The organism is Aeromicrobium sp. SORGH_AS_0981 (assembly GCF_031453195.1).
In the GTDB taxonomy this organism is placed as follows: domain Bacteria; phylum Actinomycetota; class Actinomycetes; order Propionibacteriales; family Nocardioidaceae; genus Aeromicrobium.
This window is the reverse complement of sequence record NZ_JAVIZD010000001.1, coordinates 611,308-629,538: the sequence shown is the minus strand read 5'-3', so window position 1 is coordinate 629,538 and position 18,231 is coordinate 611,308. Positions and strand designations below refer to the sequence as shown.

Here is an 18,231-nt window from a genome sequence, read left to right as displayed (position 1 = left end):
GTCACGTCGAGTCTGCCACGCGCCGACGACGCACCCTCGGCCACACCTCAGGAGGTGGCGTCGAGCACCCTCAGGATGTTGCGTCCCGTGAGGCGGGACAGGTCGTCGGCGGACCAGCCGCGTCGGGCGAGCGCGTCGAGCAGCGCGGCGTGACCGGTGACGTCGTCCATGCCGACCGGGAAGTGGTCGAAGCCGTCGTAGTCGCCGCCGAGCCCCACGTGCTCGACGCCGGCCACCTCACGGGCGTGGTCGACGTGGTCGGCGACGTGCTCGACGGTGACGACGGGCTTCTCGCCGGCCGTGGCGGGGTCGGTCTCGTACTGCTCGAACCAGGCCGCGAACTCGGCGCTGACGAAGGACGGCACGTAGGTGACCATCACGAGCCCGCCGTTGCCGGCGAGCCGTTCCAGCACGTCGTCGGGGACGTTGCGCGGGTGGTCCGTGACGGCGCGGCACGAGGAGTGGCTGAAGATCACCGGCGCGCTGCTGACGTCGAGCGCGTCGTGCATGGTCGTCGCGGCGACGTGCGAGAGGTCGACGAGCATGCCGACGGCGTTCATCTCGCGCACGACGTCGCGGCCGAAGGCGGTGAGGCCGCCGTGCTGCGGCTCGTCGGTGGCCGAGTCGGCCCACGGCGTGTTCTCGTTGTGGGTGAGCGTCATGTAGCGCACGCCGAGGCGCGCGAGCTGGCGCAGGACCGCCAGGGAGCCGTCGATGCTGTGCCCGCCCTCGGCACCGAGGAGCGACGCGAGCCGCCCCGAGGCCCAGGCGGCGCGGACGTCGTCGCCCGTCCAGCAGAGCGCCGTGCGCTCGGGGTAGCGGGCGGCCAGGCGATGCACCCAGTCGACCTGCTCGAGCGTGTAGGTGACGGCGTCGGCCCCACGCCGCTCGCAGGGCGCGTAGACCGACCAGAACTGCCCGCCGACGCCCGCGGCGCGCAGCCGGGCGAGGTCGGTGTGGAACGTCGGCTCGACGCCGTCGGCGCTGCGGTCGGCGTCGAGCCCCTCGACGGAGTACCCGGCCGCCTCCCGCGCCTCCCACGCGAGGTCGTCGTGGCCGTCGACGAGGGGTGCGACGCGCACGGCCTCCTGGGCGGCGGGTTCGGTGAGCAGGGAGCCGAGGGTCGCGTCCATGCCTCCACGGTAGGACGCCGGGCGTCAGCCGCCCGGGCAGGTGTTGCTGCCGCCGCTGTGCACCGCGCACCCGCCGTTCGGTCGTGCGGGCGTCGGCTCGGGTGCGGCGCGGTCGCGCCAGTCGCGTGCGGCGTCCGGTCCCACGGCCACGACGGGCACGAGCGCCAGCGCCACCGCAAGACCGAGCCCGACGGCGGCCAGGGCGCGACCCTGCACGAGCGCCAGGCACAGGCCCATGAAGGGCAGCACCGTGGTGAGCGCCATGGCGACGGTGGCGCCCACGAGCACCTTCGTCTCCTCGGACGGCGTGAGACCGTCGAGGCTGAAGCCGGTGGCGACCGTCCAGAGGTAGGCGAGGAGCCCGGCGACCCAGGACGCCCATGCGAGGGCGATACCTCGGGACGTCGAAGGGTCTGCCGTCGTCCGGTGCTCTGTCACGGGCCACCTCGGGGCTCGGGGTCGACGTGACTGTCCCGTGGCGTCGGCTGCGGTGTCAAGGCTCGACGCCGGTGGCAGGGTGGGTCGTATGCACCCGTTGCACGAGCTGACCCTGGCCGACCTGCGTCGCCGCACGAGCGTCAAGTGGACGCTCTACGCGCCCGACGTGCTGCCCGCGTTCGTCGCCGAGATGGACGTGCCGCTCGCGGAGCCCGTCGCGCGGGCGCTGTCCGAGGCCGTCGCGCTCGGCGACACCGGCTACCCGAAGGCCGGGACGTACGCGCAGGCGCTGGCCTCGTTCGCGGCCGACCGCTGGGGCTGGACCTTCGACCCTGCCAGCACGCTCGACGTCGCCGACGTGATGGTCGGGCTCGAGGAGGTGCTGCGGCTGCACGACGCCCCGGACGTGCCCGTCATCCTGAACCCGCCCGTGTACCCGCCCTTCTACGACGCGGTCGCGCACGTCGGGCGCTCGCGCGTCGAGGTGCCGCTGGGTGCTGACGGACGGCTCGACCTCGACGGCCTGGCCACCGCGTTCGCCCGCCACCCGGGCGCCGCCTACCTGCTGTGCAGCCCGCACAACCCCACCGCGGTCGTGCACACCCACGAGGAGCTGTCGACCGTGGCCCGGCTGGCCGCAGAGCACGGCGTGCGGGTCGTGGTCGACGAGATCCACGCGCCGCTCGCGCCGGTGTCGGGCGAGGCCGACGCGTTCGTGCCGTACCTGTCGGTCGAGGGGACCGACGACGCCTACGCCGTGCTGTCGGCGTCGAAGGCGTTCAACCTGGCGGGCCTGAAGGCTGCCGTGGTCGTCGGCGGGGCGGCCACCGCTGCTGAGCGCTCGGCGGTCCTCGAGATCGTCAGCCACGGTCCGAGCCACCTCGGAACGCTGGCGCACACGACCGCGTTGCGCGAGGGTCGCGACTGGCTCGACGCGCTGCGCGCCGACCTCCGCGCGAACCGCGAGCTGCTCGAGGCGCTCGTGGACGAGCACCTGCCGTCAGCGCGGCTGGTCGCCGGGCCCGGCACCTACACGGCCTGGCTCGACCTGCGCGCGTACGACGTCGGCGACGACCCGGCCGTGCGCCTGCTGGAGCAGGGTCGGGTCGCCCTCGGCCCCGGCCCGACGTTCGGCGGCACCTCGCGCGTCGGCGACGGCCGCGCGCGCCTCACCTACGCCACCCCGCCCGACGTGCTGCGCGAGATCGTCGCCCGCGTCGCCTCCGCCTTGCCCTGACCCCGCCCGCCGCGCCTGGGGCCGCGTTGTGCGGAGATGGTGACGGTTCTCCGGCGCAGAACCGTCATCAGCTCCGCAGAACGCGGGGACCGCGGTGGGGGTCAGGGGGAGGGGACGACGAGGTCGGCCTGCTCGCGCCGGGCGAGCACGCGCCGGGCGTTCGGCTCGTCCACGCCGTCGACCCACGCCTGCGCGTCCTCGCGCGACTTCCCGTGCTTGACGTGCCGCATCACCAGGCGCGACCGGCGACGTCCGTCGTCGAGGTCGACGAACCAGACGGCGTCGAGCTCGCGCCGGACGTCGGGCCACGGCTCGTCGGCGTCGAGGAGGTAGTTGCCCTCGGTCACGACCACACGGTGCTCCGGCGTGACCGTGATCGACGCGGCGATCGGCTGCTCGAGGTCGCGCTCGAAGCCCGGCGCCAGCACGTCGTGGTCGGTCTCCGCGCGGAGGCGACGCAGGAGCGCGAGGTACCCGTGTGCGTCGAACGTCTCGACGGCACCCTTGCGGGCGCGGAGCCCGCGCTCGAGCAGGGCGGCGTCGGCGAGGTGGAACCCGTCCATCGGCACCCGCACGGCCGGGACCCCGCGCGCCGTCAGCCGGTTCGCGAGTCGTCGGGCCAGCGTCGACTTCCCGCTCCCCGGGGCGCCGACGAGGCCGAGCAGCACGCGACGGGCCGGGTTGGCCTCAGCCAGCGCGGCCACTCGCGCGGCAAGGTCGTCGAGGTCCACGACGCTCATCCTCCTCCTGCACGGGGTCGCTCCCGCTCGCCAAACCCACCGCCGGGTGGCGTGCAGGGGTCCGGTAAGGTACCCCGCGGTGGCGTGTCCGAGCGGCCGAAGGTGCATCACTCGAAATGATGTGTGGGGTCAAACCCACCGTGGGTTCAAATCCCACCGCCACCGCCGAATGAGTCACGTGAGAACCCTCGACAGGTTGATGCCTGTCGGGGGTTCTTTCGTGTCGGATCCCACCAGTGAGCTCCGTGGGTCGGCCCACGCGGCACGCGATGGCAGCGACGCGTCGAGGAGAATGACTGCTGCGGTCGATCTCTTCTGATGGATCGACCTACGTCTGGTTCCGGAGATGTGAGTCGATGACCGAGTCTGAGCAAGAGCGTCTGCAGCGGCTGCTGACGGAACACATTCCGGGATGGAACGATCCCGAGAACGTCAAGAAGCGTCAGGACAGAGACGACGAGCTCGAGAGAATCCATCGGAAGAGGAGAGAGTCGGAAGCGCCGTACGTGCAGCTCCTGCGGGATCGCGGCTTCGTCCTTAAATCGGTCTGGGACCTGGTCCAGGTGCACGGTGCGCTGGATCTCACGAACGCCTTGGACATCCTGCTGGAGGTGGTCCAGGACGAGTCGGTCGACGAGTGGGTGAGGTCAGGCGCGGCCAGAGCCATGGGCACGAAGGCCGGGCATTCCGTCTACGACGAGCTCGTCAGCCTGTTGCGTCACTACGGGGAGAGCACGGTCGGAGAGGGGCTGGCGGCCGCGATCGCCGACCTGTCCGTGGCCGATAGCGACCTCCCGCTGCTGATCGAGCTCCTGAACGATGAGCACCTGGGTGGAGAGCGACTCCTCTTCATCGAACGGATCGCCAGACTGCGGCCGAAGGAGACGGCTGAGGCCGCCATCGTCGCGGCTCTCGCAGATGAAGGGCTCGAGCTGGAGGCGGCCAAGGCACTCAGGAAGACCTTCGGCTACAGCCGTGCCGAGGTCGTCCAGGCACAGAAGACCGGGAAACCTCGCTAGTCAGCACAGTCGTGCCATCCTTCTCCGACCATGCTGGTTCCACGATTGCGCCAGCGGGGCGGCCAAACGAGTGACGCGAGGAAGCGATCGTGGCGATCGCCACTGGACCGACGATCGGTCGAGGAGTCTGAGCGATGAGTGAGTCCGAGGAGGAGCGCCTCGAGCGCCTCCTGTCGGAGAACATCCCGGGCTGGAACGACCCGGAGAACGTCCGAAAGCGAGAAGCCAAGGCGGCGGAGCTCGAGCGCATCGCCGAAGCGCGCCGAGTGGCCGAGGCTCCGTACGTGGCGAGGCTACGAGGGCTGGGATACAACGTGGACTCGGCATAAGGTCTGCATCCCCTCCGTGGAGTCATCGACCTGGCGCCCGCGATCGACGTGCTGATGGAGATGGTCGTCGACCAGTCTCTGGACGAGGTGCTGAGGACAGGCGCAGCCCGAGCACCCGGGACGAAGGCGGCCCACGCCGTGTACGACGAGCTCGTGGACCTCCTGCGCGGCGAGGGCGACACGAGGGCGGGCGAGGCGCTCGCGGGCGCCATCGCGGACCTTTCCGTTGTGGACAGCGACCTCCCTCTCCTGACGGAGCTGATCTTGGACACGAGCCTGGGATTCTCCAGGTACGCGTTGATCGAGCGAGCTGCACAGCTGAAACCACGCGAGCAGGCAGAGGCGGCAGTTCGTCTTGGGCTGACAGGCGATGACGAGATACTGCATACCGAGGTTTCCAGGATCCTTCGAAAGAAGTTTGGCTACACCAAGGCCGACGTCGAGCAGGCGCAGTCAGCCGTGCGGCCGGACTAGTCGTCCTCGCGCCCCTGCGCCCCGCAGGTCTATGCTGACGAGGTGTTCGAGACCGCGACGCTGAGCCGGGTGACCGGGCTGCTCGCGTTCGTCCTGTGCCTCGCGGCGCCGTCGGAGTCCACTGCAGCAGCGGGGGTGGCGGTGCTCATCGCCGCGGCGCTGGTGGTGGCGGTGGGCTCGCGCGTCGTCGTCGAGCACCGTGTCACGGGGGTCGGGGTGCGGCCTGGCGAGGCCGTGCGGCTGGTGCCCGTGCTCTCCTCGCGCATCGCGGACCCGGTGCGGCAGCCGGTGCGTCCGCGCGCTCCCGGTCTGGTCTGAGGTCGCCTTCGGGCGACGTGCCCGATCCGATCCTCAGACCAGGAGAAACCCCATGCTCGACCCGTTGAAGGACGTCCTGTCCGCCCTGCTGTCCCACACCCACGCCCTCCTCACGCACCTCGGGGCCGACCCCGGTGGTGCCGTCGGCTGGTGCCTGAGCATTGCCGCGATCGTCGTCGTGGTGCGCTCGCTGCTCCTGCCGATCACGGTGCACACGGTCCGCAACGCGCGCCGGTCGGCCCACGCGCGACCCCAGATGCAGGAGATCGCCCAGCGGTACAAGGGCCGCACCGACACCGAGAGCGTGCGCGCCATGATGGAGGAGCGTCGCGCCGTGTCGGCCGAGCACGGCGTCTCCCGGCTCGGGTGCCTGCCCGTGCTGCTGCAGCTACCGCTGTGGATCGCGCTCTACCACCTGCTCTCCGACGTCGCGGCCGGCTCGCCGGTCGGCTCGATGGACGCCGAGCATGTGGCGCTCTTCGACCGTGCCCAGCTGTTCGGCGTCGGTCTGGCCGACAGCGGCATGCTCGGCCATGGCGGGCTCCACCTGGCCGTCGTCCTCACGCTCGCAGCCGTGGCCGCGCTGGTCTCGTTCGCGACCCAGCATCTCTTCGTGATGCCCAACACCCCGACGGACGGGATGCCCGAGGCGATGCAGCAGGCCACCCGGATGATGCCGACCCTCTCGGCCGGAGGGCTCCTGCTGGCCGGGACGTTCGTGCCCGTCGGCCTGCTCGTCTACTGGGTCGCCAGCCAGGTGTGGACGCTCGGCCAGTCGTTCGTGGTGTGGCGCTGGTTCCCGACGCCCGGGACGCGGGCGGCGAGCCGACGCTCCTGACGTGCGGCGTCCCAACCGAATCGCGCCCCCATCCCGTCTAGGAGGTGACAGAGTTCAACGGGACGAGGAGTGCACGTGCGACGGACGACCGAGGCTGCGTACAGCGAGTTCGCTCGAGCTGCGTGGCCGCACCTCTACCGGACGGCGGTGCTCATCGTCGGGGACCGGCAGCTCGCCGAGGACCTCGTGCAGTCGGCCCTGGTCAAGACCTACCTGGCCTGGCCCCGACTGCGCGAGCCCGAGAAGGCGAGGGCCTACACCCGACGCGTGATGGTCACCGTGTCGCGCGACTGGTTCCGCAAGCACGCATGGAACCACGAGGACGTCCGGGACGTCGACGAGTCCGCCGCAGGCGCCGCAGACCACACGGCCGACCTTGCCGGCGACCTCGCCGACCGCATCACCCTCGCCGACGCCCTACGGGCCCTGCCCCTCGGGCAGCGCTCCGTGCTCGTCCTTCGCTTCCTCGAGGACCTGTCCGTCCAGGAGACCGCCGACCTCCTGAACGTGTCCACCGGCACCGTCAAGAGCCAGACCGTCGTCGCCCTCGCGGCACTGCGAGCCCGCGCCGACCTCGTCACCGAAGGAGCCCAGGATGACTGAGAACCTCACCGACCTCATCCGACAGCACGCCACCTCCCAGCCCGTCCCCGAGCTCGACCTCGACGGGGTGATCCGCAGCGGCCGTCGGGCCGGTCGTCGTCGCGCCGTGGTCCGCCGCTCCGTCGCGACCCTCGCCATCGGGGCGGTCGCCGGCACCGCGGTCGCCGTCAGCGGCGTGGGCCGCGACGCCGGATCGTCGCTGCAGGTCGAGAGCAGCATCTCCGCCTCCGACGTCGACCTCGTGTCCAGCGCGTACCGGACGGGCGGTGCCTTCTCACGAGGTGACACCGTCTGGTTCAGCGACCCGGACTACTCCGTCGACCTCGGCACGGCCGTCCAGACGCTGTACTACACGGCGGACGGCGTGATCGCCGCCGTGTCGGACGACGACGCGGGCGACGCGCCCCGCGGCTGGGTGTACGTCGGCACCGACGGCACGGTCCGTCGGCTCGACCTGCCGCGCAAGGTCGTGCCCGGCGCCGACGCCTCCGCGGACCGTCTCGCGTACGTCACGAAGGCCGGCAGCGGGTACGAGGTGCACGTCGTCGAGGCGTCCTCCGGCGACGAGCTGGCCGTGGTGCCGTTCGACGGCGGGTACACGTGGGCCGGGTGGAGCGTCCCGCCCATCGGCCTCACGGGCGACTACGTCGTGGTCGGCACGAACGAGGCGCAGAAGGTGCTCAACTGGCGCACCGGCCGGGAGGTCGCCTCGGTCCCCGGCGAGCAGCTCCCGTCGACCGGGGGCGGACGCGCTCTCGGTGGTGACCACGGGTCGACGGCCTACCGCCTGGGTGACTCGCGTCAGCTGCGGTCCACCGCCGACCTCACCGTGGGCTCCGGCGACGCACGCTGGGCCTCGAACGAGCTGTCGCCCGACGGCCGCTTCGTCCAGACCACGACGACCTTCGTGAGCACCGACGAGGACGGCACCAGGACGGTCGTCGACGGGGTGGACGGCGACGAGGTCCGGAACCCGGTCGTGCACGTCACCGACCTCGACACGGGCCGGCGGATCACGCTGCCCGGGGACGGCTTCACCTACGGCTGGACTCCCGACGGCCGGCTCGTGAAGGTCGAGGGCAGCCGGGTCACCACGTGCGACGCCGCCACAGGAGACTGCTCGACCCGCACGGTGCCGGACGGCCCCGGAAAGATCCGCGTCGCCGGGACCTACGTCGGCTCCTGACGACGACTGCGACGCCGTCGCCCGTCCCCACGAGAGGACGGGCGACGGCGTTCGTGCACCTAGAGCAGGCCCTCCACGAACTGCGCCACGCCGTGGCCGAAGGACCAGTCCTCCTTGGTGTTCTCCGTCAGCGACACGATCAGGTCGGACGGGGCGAGGCCGCACTGGGCCTCGAGCCGCTCGGCGAGGGTCGCGTAGAGCGCGCGCTTCTGGTCGAGGTCGCGGCCCTGCTGGGTGATCTGCAGGATCACGAGGTCGTCGGTGCGCTCGATGCCGAGCCCGGTGTCCTCCGCGATCATGAAGCCCGGCTTGTGCTCGGAGATCAGCTGGTAGCGGTCGCGTTCGGGCGCGGCGAACACGTCGAGCAGGGTCTGCTGGACGACGTCGGCCAGGCGGCGGACCTCCTCGGGCGTGCGTCGACCCTCGACGAGGTGCAGGTGGACGAGCGGCACGGGGGCTCCTGACGTCGGGACGCGGTCACCTCATCGTCGGCACGCTCGGTGCGGCGCGCGACCCGAGCGGGCGTGAGGTCCGGCACCCCGCCCCCGCCGCGACCGGTCAGGTGGCGGGGCTCGGGCGACCGAGGGACGCCGCCAGCTCGGCCTGGTAGGCGGCGTAGGCCTCGACCAGACGTGGCGCGTTCCAGCCCGACGGTCGCAGCTCGGGCGGCAGGGCCGGGTCGGTCCGCAGGTGCCGAACCAGCGCGGCGGCCACGGCCAGGCGTTCCACGGGCGGTCGTGGCTCGTCGAGGGCCGCGAGCAGTCGGGCGCCGGTGTCCGTCCAGGCGGGGAGGTCCCACAGGCGAGCGGTGAGCCCCTGCTCGTCGAGCGGGCGCGAGCTCGCCACGACGACGAGGTCGTCGGGCCAGGTGGGGAGCGGCCGGTCGAGGTTCGCCGGGCGGGTCCAGACGCCCTCGCGCAGCTCGGCGAGCCGCAGCCTCTCCATCTCCTGGCGCAGCGCGGCGCGGTCCGGCGCCGACCGGCCGGCGGCGACCACGACCGCGGTCTCCCACGTGCCGTCCCACGGCCGGTACGGCGGGTCCAGGGCGGCGTCCTGCCGACGTTGACGCTCCTGCAGCCGGGCGCCGATGCGGTAGGTGCCGCCCGAGCGCTCGAGGTCGCCCGCCGCGACCAGGCGGGTCAGGGCTGCGCGAAGGGTCGACTCGGGGACGTCGAAGACGTCGCCGGAGGCCACGAGCTGCGCCGGCGTCATCTCCGGGGGGTGCACCGCGAGCATGAGGCTCAGCACGATCGACCGGGCGCTGAGGGGGCGGACGTCCATGCGCACAGTCTCCATCCTTGCAGATCGGCCTTGCAGATCCTTGACAACTGTCACGATGATGCAATGCTTGGACCATGACGCTCACCCCGCCCCGCACCGTCAGCGACGTCCGCCCCGGCACGGTCACCGGTGCCGACGCCAACCAAGCGCCGCCGCTGGCGCCCTACGACGCGTCGGCCGACGTCGCGCTCGTCGAGGCGCTGCACCGCGAGGGCGCCGGCTGGGCGGAGGACGACGTACGCCGACTCGGCCGCCTGGCGGGCAGTCCCGAGGCGCAGCGCTGGGCGGAGGACGCCAACCGCTTCGAGCCGGAGCTGCGCGTCGTCGACCGCTACGGCAACCGGGTCGACGAGGTCGAGTTCCACCCCGCCTGGCACCAGCTCATGGACACCGCGATCTCCGAGGGCCTCGGCGGCGCCGCCTGGGCCGACGAGCGAGCAGGCGCCCACGTCGCCCGCACGGCGGGCAGCCTCGTGTGGGGGCACACGGAGGCCGGCCACGGCTGCCCGGTCACGATGACCTACGCCGTCGTGCCAGCGCTGCGGCACGCCCCGGCGCTGGCCGAGGTGTACGAGCCGCTCCTGACGTCGCGTGTGTACGAGCCCGGTCTGCGCGTGCCCACCGAGAAGCAGGGACTGCTCGCCGGCATGGGCATGACGGAGCGTCAGGGCGGCTCCGACGTGCGCACCAACACCACCGTCGCGCAGTCGACCGAGGAGCCCGGCGTCTTCACGCTGCACGGTGCCAAGTGGTTCACGTCGGCGCCCATGTGCGACGTGTTCCTCGTGCTCGCGCAGTCGCCGGGCGGCCTGTCGTGCTTCCTCGTCCCGCGGATCCTCCCCGACGGGTCGCGCAACCGCTTCCACGTCGTACGGCTCAAGGACAAGCTCGGCAACCGCTCCAACGCCTCCTCCGAGCCCGAGCTCGACGGCGCCGTCGCCTGGCTCGTGGGGGAGGAGGGCCGCGGCGTGCGCACCATCATCGACATGGTCAGCTGCACCCGGCTGGACTGCGCGACGGGCAGCGCCGCGCTCATGCGCAAGGCGCTCGTCGAGGCCGGCCACCACGTGCAGCACCGGGCTGCGTTCGGTCGCCGGCTGGTCGACCAGCCGCTCATGCGCAACGTCCTCGCCGACCTCGCCCTCGAGTCGGAGGCTGCGACGGCGTTCACCCTGCGGCTCTCGGGCGCCGCCGACCGCGCCCTGCGCGGCGACGAGCAGGAGCAGGCGTTCCGACGCATCGGCACGGCGGTCGGGAAGTACTGGATCACCAAGCGTGGCCCCGCCTTCACGGCCGAGGCCATGGAGTGCCTCGGGGGCAACGGCTACGTCGAGGAGTCGGGCATGCCGCGGCTCTACCGGGAGGCGCCGCTCAACTCGATCTGGGAGGGCTCGGGCAACGTCAACGCGCTCGACGTCCTGCGGGCGCTCGGCCGCGAGCCCGTCGTGGCCGACGCCCTGATGCACGAGATCGGCCTCGCCCGCGGTGGCGACGCCCGCCTCGACGCCGCGGCCGACCGCCTGGGCGCCGACCTCGCCGCTGCCGCGCGCGACCTCGGCAGCATCGAGTTCCGGGCGCGCCGGCTCGTCGAGCAGATGGCCCTGACGCTGCAGGCGTCGCTGCTGGTGCGGCACTCCTCGCCCGCCGTGGCCGACGCGTTCTGCTCGAGCCGGCTCGACGGGCACGGCGGGCTGGCGTTCGGCACGCTCGACGCCGACGTCGACGCAGGCGCGATCCTCGAGCGGGCCCTGCCCGGTCTGGCCAGCGCCTGACCCGGCTCTAGCCGTCGAGGACGCTCCCGGGGTTGAGCCGGCCCTCCGGGTCGAGAGCGGCCTTCACGGCGCGGTGGACGTCGAGGGCGACCGGGTCGAGCTCGCGAGCCAGCCACCCGGCCTTGAGCCGACCGACGCCGTGCTCGCCGGTCACCGTGCCGCCCAGATCGAGGGCGAGCGCCGTGATCGCGTCGAACGCGCGCCGGGCGGCCGCCTCGGACTCCGGGTCCTGCTGGTCGAAGATCACCGTCGGGTGCATGTTGCCGTCGCCGGCGTGGCCGAACACGCCGATCGTCAGCCCCTCGGTGCGGGCCACCTGCTCGACGCCCTGCACGAGCGCGACGATCGCGCGCCGCGGGACGCACACGTCGTCGAGCAGCCAGTCGCCGAGCCGCTCCAGGGCGGGCAGCGCCTGACGTCGGGCCTCGAGCAGCTGCCGCCCCTCCTCGACGTCGGTCGTGACCGCGACGTCGACCGCTCCGGCTCCCTCGCACGCCCGCTGCACGGCCGCGAGCGTCGCCGTGGGGTCGGGCTGGTCCGACTGCACCAGCAGCATCGCGGCCGCGTCGAGCCCCATGCCGGTGTGCGCGTCGATCGCCCGGAGCGTGGTCGCGTCGAGCAGCTCCAGCAGCGACACGTCGAGCGCGTCCGCGGTCATCCGTTCCACCGCCCGACCCGCGTCGGGCAGCGAGGCGAACGTCGCGACGACGGTGGCGGGTGCCGGGGGAGCCGGCCGCAGCCGCAGCGTGACCTCGGTGATCACCCCGAGCGTCCCCTCGGAGCCCACGAGCAGGTGGGTCAGGTCGTAGCCGGCGACGCCCTTGACCGTGCGGCGCCCGGTCCGCAGGACCCGCCCGTCGGCCAGCACGACCTCGAGCCCCAGCACGTAGTCGCCCGTCACCCCGTACTTCACGCAGCACATGCCGCCGGCGTCGGTCGCGACGTTGCCGCCGATGGTCGAGATGGCGACGCTGCCGGGGTCGGGCGGGTAGAACAGTCCGACCTCCTCCACCGCCGCGCGGAGGTCGCCGGTCAGCACGCCGGGCTGCACGACGGCCACCCGCTCCTCGACGTCGACCGCGACGATGCGGTCGAGCCGTCGGGTGCTCAGCACGACCGAGCCCGCCGGAGCGTTCGCGCCGCCCGCCAGGCCCGTGCCGGCGCCGCGCGTGACGACCGCGAGCCCGGCCGCGCGCGCGGCCCGCAGGCACGCGGCGACCTCGTCGGTGTCGCGCGGCGACAGCACGGCGACGGGCGTCGAGCGCGCCACCAGTCGCGCCTCGTCGTGCGCGAACCCGGCCACGAGGTCCGGGTCGGTCTGCACGATCGCCGGGGGGAGGTCGTCGAGGCTCACCCGTCGATCGTGCCACGCGCGACGGCTCGCCGTTCTTGACGTGGATTTGAGGTCCGGTTGGGTTGGGGCTGACCCGTCCCGTCCGATGCTCGGGGTGCCGCCGCAGGAGCGGCACCGACGAGGAGGACACCATGAGGACCGACGTGAGGACCAGGGCCCGCCGCGTGGCGGTCGGCGCCGGCGTGCTGGGCGTCGTGGCGACCGGCGGCTTCGCGGCCGTCGTCGCGCAGACGAGCTCCACCGCCGCGAGCGCCGGGCAGAGCACGCTCTCGAGCACGTCGTCGGGGAGCGCGTCGTCGCAGGACTCGAGCCAGGGTGGCTCGTCCGACCAGGGCGGGAGTGGTCTGCAGCATGGCAGCTCCAGCGGCCAGGGCGACGCGTCGAGCAACGCGTCATGAGCGTCGTGCGTCGGTGGGACGCCTGGTCGTGCACCGTGTCCGTCACCGTGGAGGGCGGATCGCCCGACCGTGCCGAGCGTGTCGTCCGCGACCTGATGGCCGACGTCGACGCCGCCGTGAGCCGGTTCCGCGACGACGCCGAGCTGGTGCGGGTCGCTCGGCACGGCGGCCGGCTGGTGCCGGCGTCGGCGCTGACCGTCGAGCTGGTCCAGGTGGCTCTGCAGGCCGCGCGCGCGACCGACGGTGCCGTCGACCCGACCCTCGGCGCCGACCTGGCGGCTCTCGGCTACGACGCCGACCTCGACGTGGTGCGTGGCGCGCCCCGAGGTCGCTCGGCCGGGACGAGGCACGGCGGGCCCGACGAGCCCCACCGACCTGGCTGGCGCAGCGTCCGGGTCGACCCCGAGCTGCGGCTGGTGGGGGTCCCGGCCGGGGTCGGGCTCGACCTCGGTGCCGTGGCGAAGGCGTGGACGGCCGACGAGGCGGCCCGACGGGTGCACGCGCTCGACGGTCACGCCGCCCTCGTCGAGATCGGCGGCGACCTCGCTCTCGCGGGCCGACCGTCCCGACCGTGGCAGGTCGACGTCGCCGAGCTACGCGGCGAGGCGGGCACGCGCGTGGCGCTGACCGACGGCGGGCTCGCGACGTCGTCGACCCAGGAGCGCCGCTGGACCACCGCCGACGGCACGCCGGCCCACCACCTGCTGGACCCCCGCACGGGCCGACCCGCCGACGGACCCTGGCGCACGGTCACGGTCTGGGCGCCGACCGCGGTGCTGGCGAACACCCTCAGCACGGCCGCGGTCGTCCGCGGCCCGGAGGCACGGCCCTGGCTCGAGCGCGACGACGTGGCGGCGCGCGTGGTCACGCTCGACGGTGCCGTCGAGCACGTCGGCGGCTGGCCGCCCGAGACGGAGGTCGCGGCATGACGCTCTGGTTCCTGGCCCGTGCCCTCGGCATGGTGGCCCTCCTCGGCTTCACCGCGTCCGTGTGCCTCGGCGCGCTCGCCTCGTCGACGGGGCGCGGCGGTCGTGCGCTCGAGCAACGCGCGGTCCGCCAGCTCGCGCACCGCTCGGTCGCGCTCGTGGCGCTGGGCGCCCTGGCCCTGCACGTCGGGCTGCTCGTGCTCGACACCCACGTGGCGCTGTCGCTCACCTCGGTGGTCGTGCCCTTCACGTCGGGCTTCGCGCCGTTCGCCGTGGGGCTCGGCACCCTCGGGGTGTGGGCGTTCGTGGCCACTGCGCTGAGCGGACTGTCCCGGGGCCGCCTCGCGGGCTCGCGGGTCTCGCCCCTCGTGTGGCGCACGGTGCACGGCGCCGCCTACGTCGGCTGGGTGCTGAGCATGGGGCACGGCGTCCTCGCGGGCACCGACACCGGTCGCGCCTGGACGACGATCGTCTACGCCGGCTGCGCCCTGGCCGTCGCCGCGGCCGTGGCGCTGCGCGTCCTCGCCCGTCCCCGGCGGACCACCGCCCCTACCGACTCCGTCCCAGGCCACCGTGTGCTCGTCCGAGGAGGATTCCGATGACTGTCCTGACCCGTCCCAGCGGTCCGCCCGCCGTGCTCACGTGGGGAGCGGACGCGCTGCTCGCCGGCGCGCGCGGCACCGGCCACGTGCCCCTCGTCGAGCACGAGCTCCTCCACGGCGCGCTCCGGGCCGACGCCGCGCCCATGCTCGCCGCCGACGTGGCGTCGGTGCGGCTGCTGGGCCGCGGCGGTGCGGCGTTCCCCGTCGCCACCAAGCTCGCCGCCGTCGCGCCCGGTCCCGACGTGCGGGTGGTCGTGAACGGCAGCGAGGGCGAGCCCGCGAGCTGGAAGGACCGGGTGCTCATGCGCCGCGTGCCGCACCTGGTGCTCGACGGCGTCGTCGTCGTGGCGGCCGCCCTGCGCACGACGCACGCCGTGGTCGCCGTCCACGACGCCCAGGCGGCCGCGGCCCTGCGCGCCGCGCTCGCGGAGCGGGCCGACGGACGCCACGTGCGGGTCGTCGACGCTGCGGGCACGTTCGTCGGTGGCGAGGCCCGGTCGCTCGTCAACCGGCTGTCGGGGTCGGCGCCGGTCCCGGGTGGCCGGCGGACGCTGCCGTCGGTCGACGGGGTCGACGGGCACCCGACGTTCCTGTCGAACGTCGAGACCTTCGCGCAGCTGGGGCTGCTGGGCCGTCGCGGCCCGGCCGGGTTCGCGAGCGTCGGCACCCTCGACGAGCCGGGGAGCACGCTCGCCACGCTCCTGGGCCACGTGCCGCACCCGGGCGTGGTCGAGGTCCCGCACGGCCGACGGGTCGCCGACCTCGTCGGCGGTGCGGACCGGACCGTCCTCCTCGGCGGGTACCACGGCCGCTGGACCAAGGCTGACGACCTGGTCGTGGAGCGCGCCGCCCTCCGCGCGCGGGGCACGACGTGGGGTGCTGGCGTCGTCGCCGTGCTGCCCGACGCCACGTGTCCCGTCGGCGAGGTCGCCCGGGTGGTGCGCTGGCTCGCCGGGGAGTCGGCCGGCCAGTGCGGACCCTGCGTGTTCGGTCTCGACTCGCTCGCCTCCGACGTCGAGGAGCTGGCGGCGACCACGCCCGTCGACCACTCGCGCCTGTCCCGACGGCTCGGTCTGGTGCGCGGCCGCGGAGCGTGCGCCCACCCCGACGGTGCCGTCGGCTTCCTGGCCAGCGCGCTGGTCGCCTTCGCCGACGACGTCGCCGTCCATGCGTCGGGCCGCGGGTGCGGACGTCCGACGCTCGGCGTGCTCCCGACGGGTGCCGACCGATGAGCGCGCGCCTGCTGGTCGACTGGACCCGCTGCGACGGTCACGGACTGTGCGCCGCGCTCCTGCCCGAGCAGGTGACCCTCGACGAGTGGGGCTTCCCCGTCGTGGGCGACGACCTCACGGAGCGGCAGGCCCGTCAGCTGGCGCAGGTGTGCCCGGCGCTCGCCCTGCGGGTCGAGCCTGCACGGGACCGGTCGGGCCGGTCGTGAGCGTGTGCGAGTCGACCCCGTCCGGCGTCGTCGAGCACTACGGTGACCCCATGGTCCGGATCCTGGTGGTCGAGGACGACCTCGCCATCCGCACGACCCTCACGCGGGGTCTCACCGACCACGGTGCCGTCGTCACGGCCGTCGGGACGGCCGTCGAGGCCATCCGCAGCGTCGGCGCCGAGCAGCCGGACGTGGTCATGCTCGACCTCGGGCTGCCCGACCTCGACGGCGCCGACGTGCTCGCCCTCGTGCGCTCCTCCAGCGACGTGCCGGTGGTCGTGGCCACGGCCCGCGACGACGAGCGGGAGATCGTGCGCCTCCTCGACGCCGGCGCCGACGACTACCTCGTCAAGCCGTTCTCCGCCGCGCAGGCCATGGCGCGGGTCCGGGCCGTGCTCCGACGCACTGCGCCGGCCGGTGCAGCCGACCGCACCGTCAGGGTGGGTGGACTGGTCGTCGACCCCGTGTCGCGAGAGGTCGCCGTCGAGGGCCGTGCCATCACGCTGAACCGCAAGGAGTTCGACCTGCTGCTCGCCCTCGCCACCCGTGCCGGCGAGGTGGTGAGCAAGCGCGAGCTGCTGGCGGACGTCTGGCAGATGCCGTGGGGCGGCGCCGACCGCACCGTCGACGTGCACCTGTCGTGGCTGCGCCGCAAGCTCGGCGAGAGCGCCGCCGCACCGCGGTACCTGCACAGCGTGCGAGGGGTGGGCGTCAAGCTCGTCGCCCCCGACCCGGCGAGCGGCGCCGACGCGTGAGCCTGCGCGCCCGCATCCTCGCGCTGGGCGTCGGGTCGGCTGCGGCGATGTTGCTGCTCCTCGCCGTGCCGGTCACGCTGACCGTGCAGCGCAACGTGCAGCAGGACGAGGAGCAGTGGGCTGCGTCGGTCGCGCAGGGCGTGGCCGACCTGGTGAGCACGGGACGGGGCGACCGCGACGACCTCGTCGCGGTCGTCGAGCGCATCGACGCCCGCGACGGCGGTCGAGTGACCGTCGACGCCGGAGACGGCGCGCCCGTGGGATCGGCCCGACCCGACTGCAGCGTCGACTCGGACGCCCGTTTCGGTCCCCTCGCCGACGCCGGCACGCCCCCAGGGCGACGCGACGACGACGCACGGTCCAGCGACGGCGACTCCTACGGCCCGCCCAACGCCCGGGTCGGGCGCGTGTACGGGGCAGAGGTGGCGTCGGTCGACGGCGGCAGGCTCGTGCGCGTGGTCGCCGAGCAGCGGGGTCGCGACGTCGCCGTGTGCTCGTTCGTGCCGAGCAGCGTGGTGGGGAGGGAGACGCTCGAGCAGGTGGGCGTGCTCGGCCTGGCCGGGCTGGTCACGCTCGCGGCGGTGGCGGGGCTCGCCGTGGTGGTGGGGCGTCGTCTCGCAGGCCACCTGACGGCCGCGGCCGCGACGGCGGAACGTCTCGCCGACGGCGACCTCGAGGCTCGCGCCCCGCAGGACGGCCCGCGCGAGGTGCGCAGCGTGTCGGCGGCGCTGAACCGCCTGGCCGGGCGCATCGACGAGCTGCTCGTGGCCGAGCGCGAGACCGTCGCCGACCTGTCGCACCGGCTGCGCACCCCGGTCACCGCGGTGCGGCTCGACGTCGAGGCCCTGCCGGAGTCGCCGCAGAAGCGTGAGCTCGAGGACCACCTCGACCACCTCGAGCGGACCCTGACGGCGGTGATCCAGGCTGCTCGCCGACCACAACGCGAGGGGGCGGTGCCCCGGACCGACGTGGTCGCCGTGGTGCAGGACCGGTTCGCGTACTGGGCTCCGCTGCTGGAGGACCAGCGGCGAGACGCCGTGCTCGAGCTGCCGGACGGCGCCGCGGGGCGGGAGGTGCGCCTGGCCGACGCGGACCTCGCCGCCGCGCTGGACGCGCTGCTCGAGAACGCCGTCGCGCACACGGCCGAGGGAGTGCCGGTGGCCGTGACCGTGTCGTCCGTCGGCACCGGCACCGTCGTCGAGGTCCGTGACCAAGGGCCGGGCGTGCCGCCGACGGCCTTGCGGCGCGGGACCAGCGACCGGGGCTCCAGCGGTCTCGGCCTCGACATCGCGCGGTCGTGCGCGGAGGCGAGTGGCGGCCGCCTCGAGCTCGACCGCGACGGTCCGTGGTCCCTGGTCCGGCTCGTCCTCGGCGCACCCTGACCCCCTCC

The 18,231-nt window shown here is 73.8% G+C and carries 22 protein-coding genes and 1 tRNA gene; 17 read left to right on the top strand and 6 right to left on the bottom strand.

Annotated features, from left to right (window positions below; all coding sequences use genetic code 11):
- Window positions 1-47 precede the first annotated feature (47 nt).
- Both QE370_RS03350 and QE370_RS03345 read right to left on the bottom strand, forming a co-directional pair.
- Complete coding sequence (locus QE370_RS03350; protein WP_309633425.1) at window positions 48-1,133, bottom strand: dipeptidase; 1,086 nt, start codon at window positions 1,131-1,133, stop codon at window positions 48-50.
- A 24-nt stretch (window positions 1,134-1,157) separates the two neighbouring features.
- A complete protein-coding gene (locus tag QE370_RS03345; RefSeq protein ID WP_309633424.1) occupies window positions 1,158-1,571 on the bottom strand; it encodes a hypothetical protein in 414 nt (137 codons plus the stop codon).
- A gap of 88 nt (window positions 1,572-1,659) precedes the next feature.
- Between QE370_RS03345 and QE370_RS03340 the strand changes: the two genes are divergently transcribed.
- Window positions 1,660-2,808: an aminotransferase class I/II-fold pyridoxal phosphate-dependent enzyme gene (locus QE370_RS03340; RefSeq protein WP_309633423.1), complete on the top strand. Its 1,149-nt coding sequence runs from the start codon at window positions 1,660-1,662 to the stop codon at window positions 2,806-2,808.
- Between the two features lie 101 nt (window positions 2,809-2,909).
- Here QE370_RS03340 and QE370_RS03335 read toward each other — a convergent pair whose 3' ends face one another.
- Window positions 2,910-3,548, bottom strand: a complete 639-nt coding sequence (locus tag QE370_RS03335) for a nucleoside/nucleotide kinase family protein (RefSeq protein ID WP_309633422.1) — start codon at window positions 3,546-3,548, stop codon at window positions 2,910-2,912.
- A 78-nt stretch (window positions 3,549-3,626) separates the two neighbouring features.
- On the opposite strand from QE370_RS03335, the gene QE370_RS03330 reads away from it, so the two are divergent.
- The 8 genes from QE370_RS03330 to QE370_RS03295 all read left to right on the top strand — a co-directional run bounded on the left by QE370_RS03330 (window position 3,627) and on the right by QE370_RS03295 (window position 8,315).
- Window positions 3,627-3,713: transfer RNA gene (locus QE370_RS03330), tRNA-Ser, on the top strand.
- 191 nt (window positions 3,714-3,904) lie between these two features.
- Window positions 3,905-4,567 (top strand): hypothetical protein, encoded by a 663-nt coding sequence (locus QE370_RS03325; RefSeq protein WP_309633421.1) that lies wholly within the window; start codon window positions 3,905-3,907, stop codon window positions 4,565-4,567.
- 134 nt (window positions 4,568-4,701) lie between these two features.
- Window positions 4,702-4,896, top strand: coding sequence for a hypothetical protein (locus QE370_RS03320; protein ID WP_309633420.1), 195 nt, complete (start codon window positions 4,702-4,704; stop codon window positions 4,894-4,896).
- 54 nt (window positions 4,897-4,950) lie between these two features.
- Entirely contained in the window at window positions 4,951-5,370 is a 420-nt protein-coding gene (locus QE370_RS03315; protein WP_309633419.1) for a hypothetical protein, read from the top strand.
- A gap of 42 nt (window positions 5,371-5,412) precedes the next feature.
- Window positions 5,413-5,688 carry a hypothetical protein gene (locus QE370_RS03310; RefSeq protein WP_309633418.1) on the top strand — a complete coding sequence of 92 codons (276 nt, stop codon included), beginning with the start codon at window positions 5,413-5,415 and terminating at the stop codon, window positions 5,686-5,688.
- Window positions 5,689-5,740: 52 nt separating this feature from the next.
- Window positions 5,741-6,526, top strand: coding sequence for a membrane protein insertase YidC (gene yidC / locus QE370_RS03305; protein ID WP_309633417.1), 786 nt, complete (start codon window positions 5,741-5,743; stop codon window positions 6,524-6,526).
- A gap of 75 nt (window positions 6,527-6,601) precedes the next feature.
- Window positions 6,602-7,129 carry a SigE family RNA polymerase sigma factor gene (locus QE370_RS03300; protein ID WP_309633416.1) on the top strand — a complete coding sequence of 176 codons (528 nt, stop codon included), beginning with the start codon at window positions 6,602-6,604 and terminating at the stop codon, window positions 7,127-7,129.
- Window positions 7,122-8,315 carry a hypothetical protein gene (locus QE370_RS03295; RefSeq protein ID WP_309633415.1) on the top strand — a complete coding sequence of 398 codons (1,194 nt, stop codon included), beginning with the start codon at window positions 7,122-7,124 and terminating at the stop codon, window positions 8,313-8,315. The genes QE370_RS03300 and QE370_RS03295 overlap by 8 nt, the downstream gene beginning before the upstream one ends.
- Window positions 8,316-8,374: 59 nt before the next feature.
- Here QE370_RS03295 and QE370_RS03290 read toward each other — a convergent pair whose 3' ends face one another.
- Window positions 8,375-8,767: a tautomerase family protein gene (locus tag QE370_RS03290; RefSeq protein WP_309633414.1), complete on the bottom strand. Its 393-nt coding sequence runs from the start codon at window positions 8,765-8,767 to the stop codon at window positions 8,375-8,377.
- A gap of 106 nt (window positions 8,768-8,873) precedes the next feature.
- Window positions 8,874-9,596, bottom strand: coding sequence for a PaaX domain-containing protein, C- domain protein (locus QE370_RS03285; RefSeq protein WP_309633413.1), 723 nt, complete (start codon window positions 9,594-9,596; stop codon window positions 8,874-8,876).
- Between the two features lie 74 nt (window positions 9,597-9,670).
- Between QE370_RS03285 and QE370_RS03280 the strand changes: the two genes are divergently transcribed.
- On the top strand, window positions 9,671-11,368 hold the full coding sequence (locus QE370_RS03280) for an acyl-CoA dehydrogenase family protein (RefSeq protein ID WP_309633412.1): 1,698 nt from the start codon (window positions 9,671-9,673) through the stop codon (window positions 11,366-11,368).
- Window positions 11,369-11,375: 7 nt separating this feature from the next.
- On the opposite strand, the gene QE370_RS03275 is transcribed toward QE370_RS03280, so the two are convergent.
- Window positions 11,376-12,722, bottom strand: coding sequence for an FAD-linked oxidase C-terminal domain-containing protein (locus tag QE370_RS03275; RefSeq protein WP_309633411.1), 1,347 nt, complete (start codon window positions 12,720-12,722; stop codon window positions 11,376-11,378).
- Between the two features lie 131 nt (window positions 12,723-12,853).
- Here QE370_RS03275 and QE370_RS03270 point away from each other — a divergent pair, with 131 nt between their 5' ends.
- The 7 genes from QE370_RS03270 to QE370_RS03240 are packed head-to-tail and all read left to right on the top strand — an operon-like array spanning window position 12,854 to window position 18,223.
- Window positions 12,854-13,120: a hypothetical protein gene (locus QE370_RS03270; protein WP_309633410.1), complete on the top strand. Its 267-nt coding sequence runs from the start codon at window positions 12,854-12,856 to the stop codon at window positions 13,118-13,120.
- Window positions 13,117-14,049 carry an FAD:protein FMN transferase gene (locus QE370_RS03265; protein WP_309633409.1) on the top strand — a complete coding sequence of 311 codons (933 nt, stop codon included), beginning with the start codon at window positions 13,117-13,119 and terminating at the stop codon, window positions 14,047-14,049. The genes QE370_RS03270 and QE370_RS03265 overlap by 4 nt, the downstream gene beginning before the upstream one ends.
- Window positions 14,046-14,648 carry a hypothetical protein gene (locus QE370_RS03260; protein ID WP_309633408.1) on the top strand — a complete coding sequence of 201 codons (603 nt, stop codon included), beginning with the start codon at window positions 14,046-14,048 and terminating at the stop codon, window positions 14,646-14,648. Before QE370_RS03265 ends, QE370_RS03260 begins: the two co-directional genes overlap by 4 nt.
- Entirely contained in the window at window positions 14,645-15,880 is a 1,236-nt protein-coding gene (locus QE370_RS03255) for an NADH-ubiquinone oxidoreductase-F iron-sulfur binding region domain-containing protein (protein ID WP_309633407.1), read from the top strand. The genes QE370_RS03260 and QE370_RS03255 overlap by 4 nt, the downstream gene beginning before the upstream one ends.
- The gene (locus QE370_RS03250; RefSeq protein WP_309633406.1) at window positions 15,877-16,086 is read left to right on the top strand and encodes a ferredoxin; all 210 of its coding nucleotides are present in this window, start codon (window positions 15,877-15,879) and stop codon (window positions 16,084-16,086) included. The genes QE370_RS03255 and QE370_RS03250 overlap by 4 nt, the downstream gene beginning before the upstream one ends.
- Before the next feature lie 50 nt (window positions 16,087-16,136).
- Window positions 16,137-16,841 (top strand): response regulator transcription factor, encoded by a 705-nt coding sequence (locus tag QE370_RS03245; RefSeq protein ID WP_309633405.1) that lies wholly within the window; start codon window positions 16,137-16,139, stop codon window positions 16,839-16,841.
- A complete protein-coding gene (locus QE370_RS03240; protein ID WP_309633404.1) occupies window positions 16,838-18,223 on the top strand; it encodes a HAMP domain-containing sensor histidine kinase in 1,386 nt (461 codons plus the stop codon). Before QE370_RS03245 ends, QE370_RS03240 begins: the two co-directional genes overlap by 4 nt.
- Window positions 18,224-18,231: the final 8 nt, after the last annotated feature.

Excerpts from the sequence above, each read along its gene's own strand:
- QE370_RS03350 (WP_309633425.1), bottom strand. The coding sequence starts at position 1,133 with ATGGACGCGACCCTCGGCTCCCTGCTCACCGAACCCGCCGCCCAGGAG.
- QE370_RS03340 (WP_309633423.1), top strand. The coding sequence starts at position 1,660 with ATGCACCCGTTGCACGAGCTGACCCTGGCCGACCTGCGTCGCCGCACG.
- QE370_RS03335 (WP_309633422.1), bottom strand. The coding sequence starts at position 3,548 with ATGAGCGTCGTGGACCTCGACGACCTTGCCGCGCGAGTGGCCGCGCTG.
- QE370_RS03325 (WP_309633421.1), top strand. The coding sequence starts at position 3,905 with ATGACCGAGTCTGAGCAAGAGCGTCTGCAGCGGCTGCTGACGGAACAC.
- QE370_RS03320 (WP_309633420.1), top strand. The coding sequence starts at position 4,702 with ATGAGTGAGTCCGAGGAGGAGCGCCTCGAGCGCCTCCTGTCGGAGAAC.
- QE370_RS03315 (WP_309633419.1), top strand. The coding sequence starts at position 4,951 with ATGGAGATGGTCGTCGACCAGTCTCTGGACGAGGTGCTGAGGACAGGC.
- yidC (WP_309633417.1), top strand. The coding sequence starts at position 5,741 with ATGCTCGACCCGTTGAAGGACGTCCTGTCCGCCCTGCTGTCCCACACC.
- QE370_RS03295 (WP_309633415.1), top strand. The coding sequence starts at position 7,122 with ATGACTGAGAACCTCACCGACCTCATCCGACAGCACGCCACCTCCCAG.
- QE370_RS03285 (WP_309633413.1), bottom strand. The coding sequence starts at position 9,596 with ATGGACGTCCGCCCCCTCAGCGCCCGGTCGATCGTGCTGAGCCTCATG.
- QE370_RS03280 (WP_309633412.1), top strand. The coding sequence starts at position 9,671 with ATGACGCTCACCCCGCCCCGCACCGTCAGCGACGTCCGCCCCGGCACG.
- QE370_RS03270 (WP_309633410.1), top strand. The coding sequence starts at position 12,854 with ATGAGGACCGACGTGAGGACCAGGGCCCGCCGCGTGGCGGTCGGCGCC.
- QE370_RS03265 (WP_309633409.1), top strand. The coding sequence starts at position 13,117 with ATGAGCGTCGTGCGTCGGTGGGACGCCTGGTCGTGCACCGTGTCCGTC.
- QE370_RS03260 (WP_309633408.1), top strand. The coding sequence starts at position 14,046 with ATGACGCTCTGGTTCCTGGCCCGTGCCCTCGGCATGGTGGCCCTCCTC.
- QE370_RS03255 (WP_309633407.1), top strand. The coding sequence starts at position 14,645 with ATGACTGTCCTGACCCGTCCCAGCGGTCCGCCCGCCGTGCTCACGTGG.
- QE370_RS03250 (WP_309633406.1), top strand. The coding sequence starts at position 15,877 with ATGAGCGCGCGCCTGCTGGTCGACTGGACCCGCTGCGACGGTCACGGA.
- QE370_RS03245 (WP_309633405.1), top strand. The coding sequence starts at position 16,137 with ATGGTCCGGATCCTGGTGGTCGAGGACGACCTCGCCATCCGCACGACC.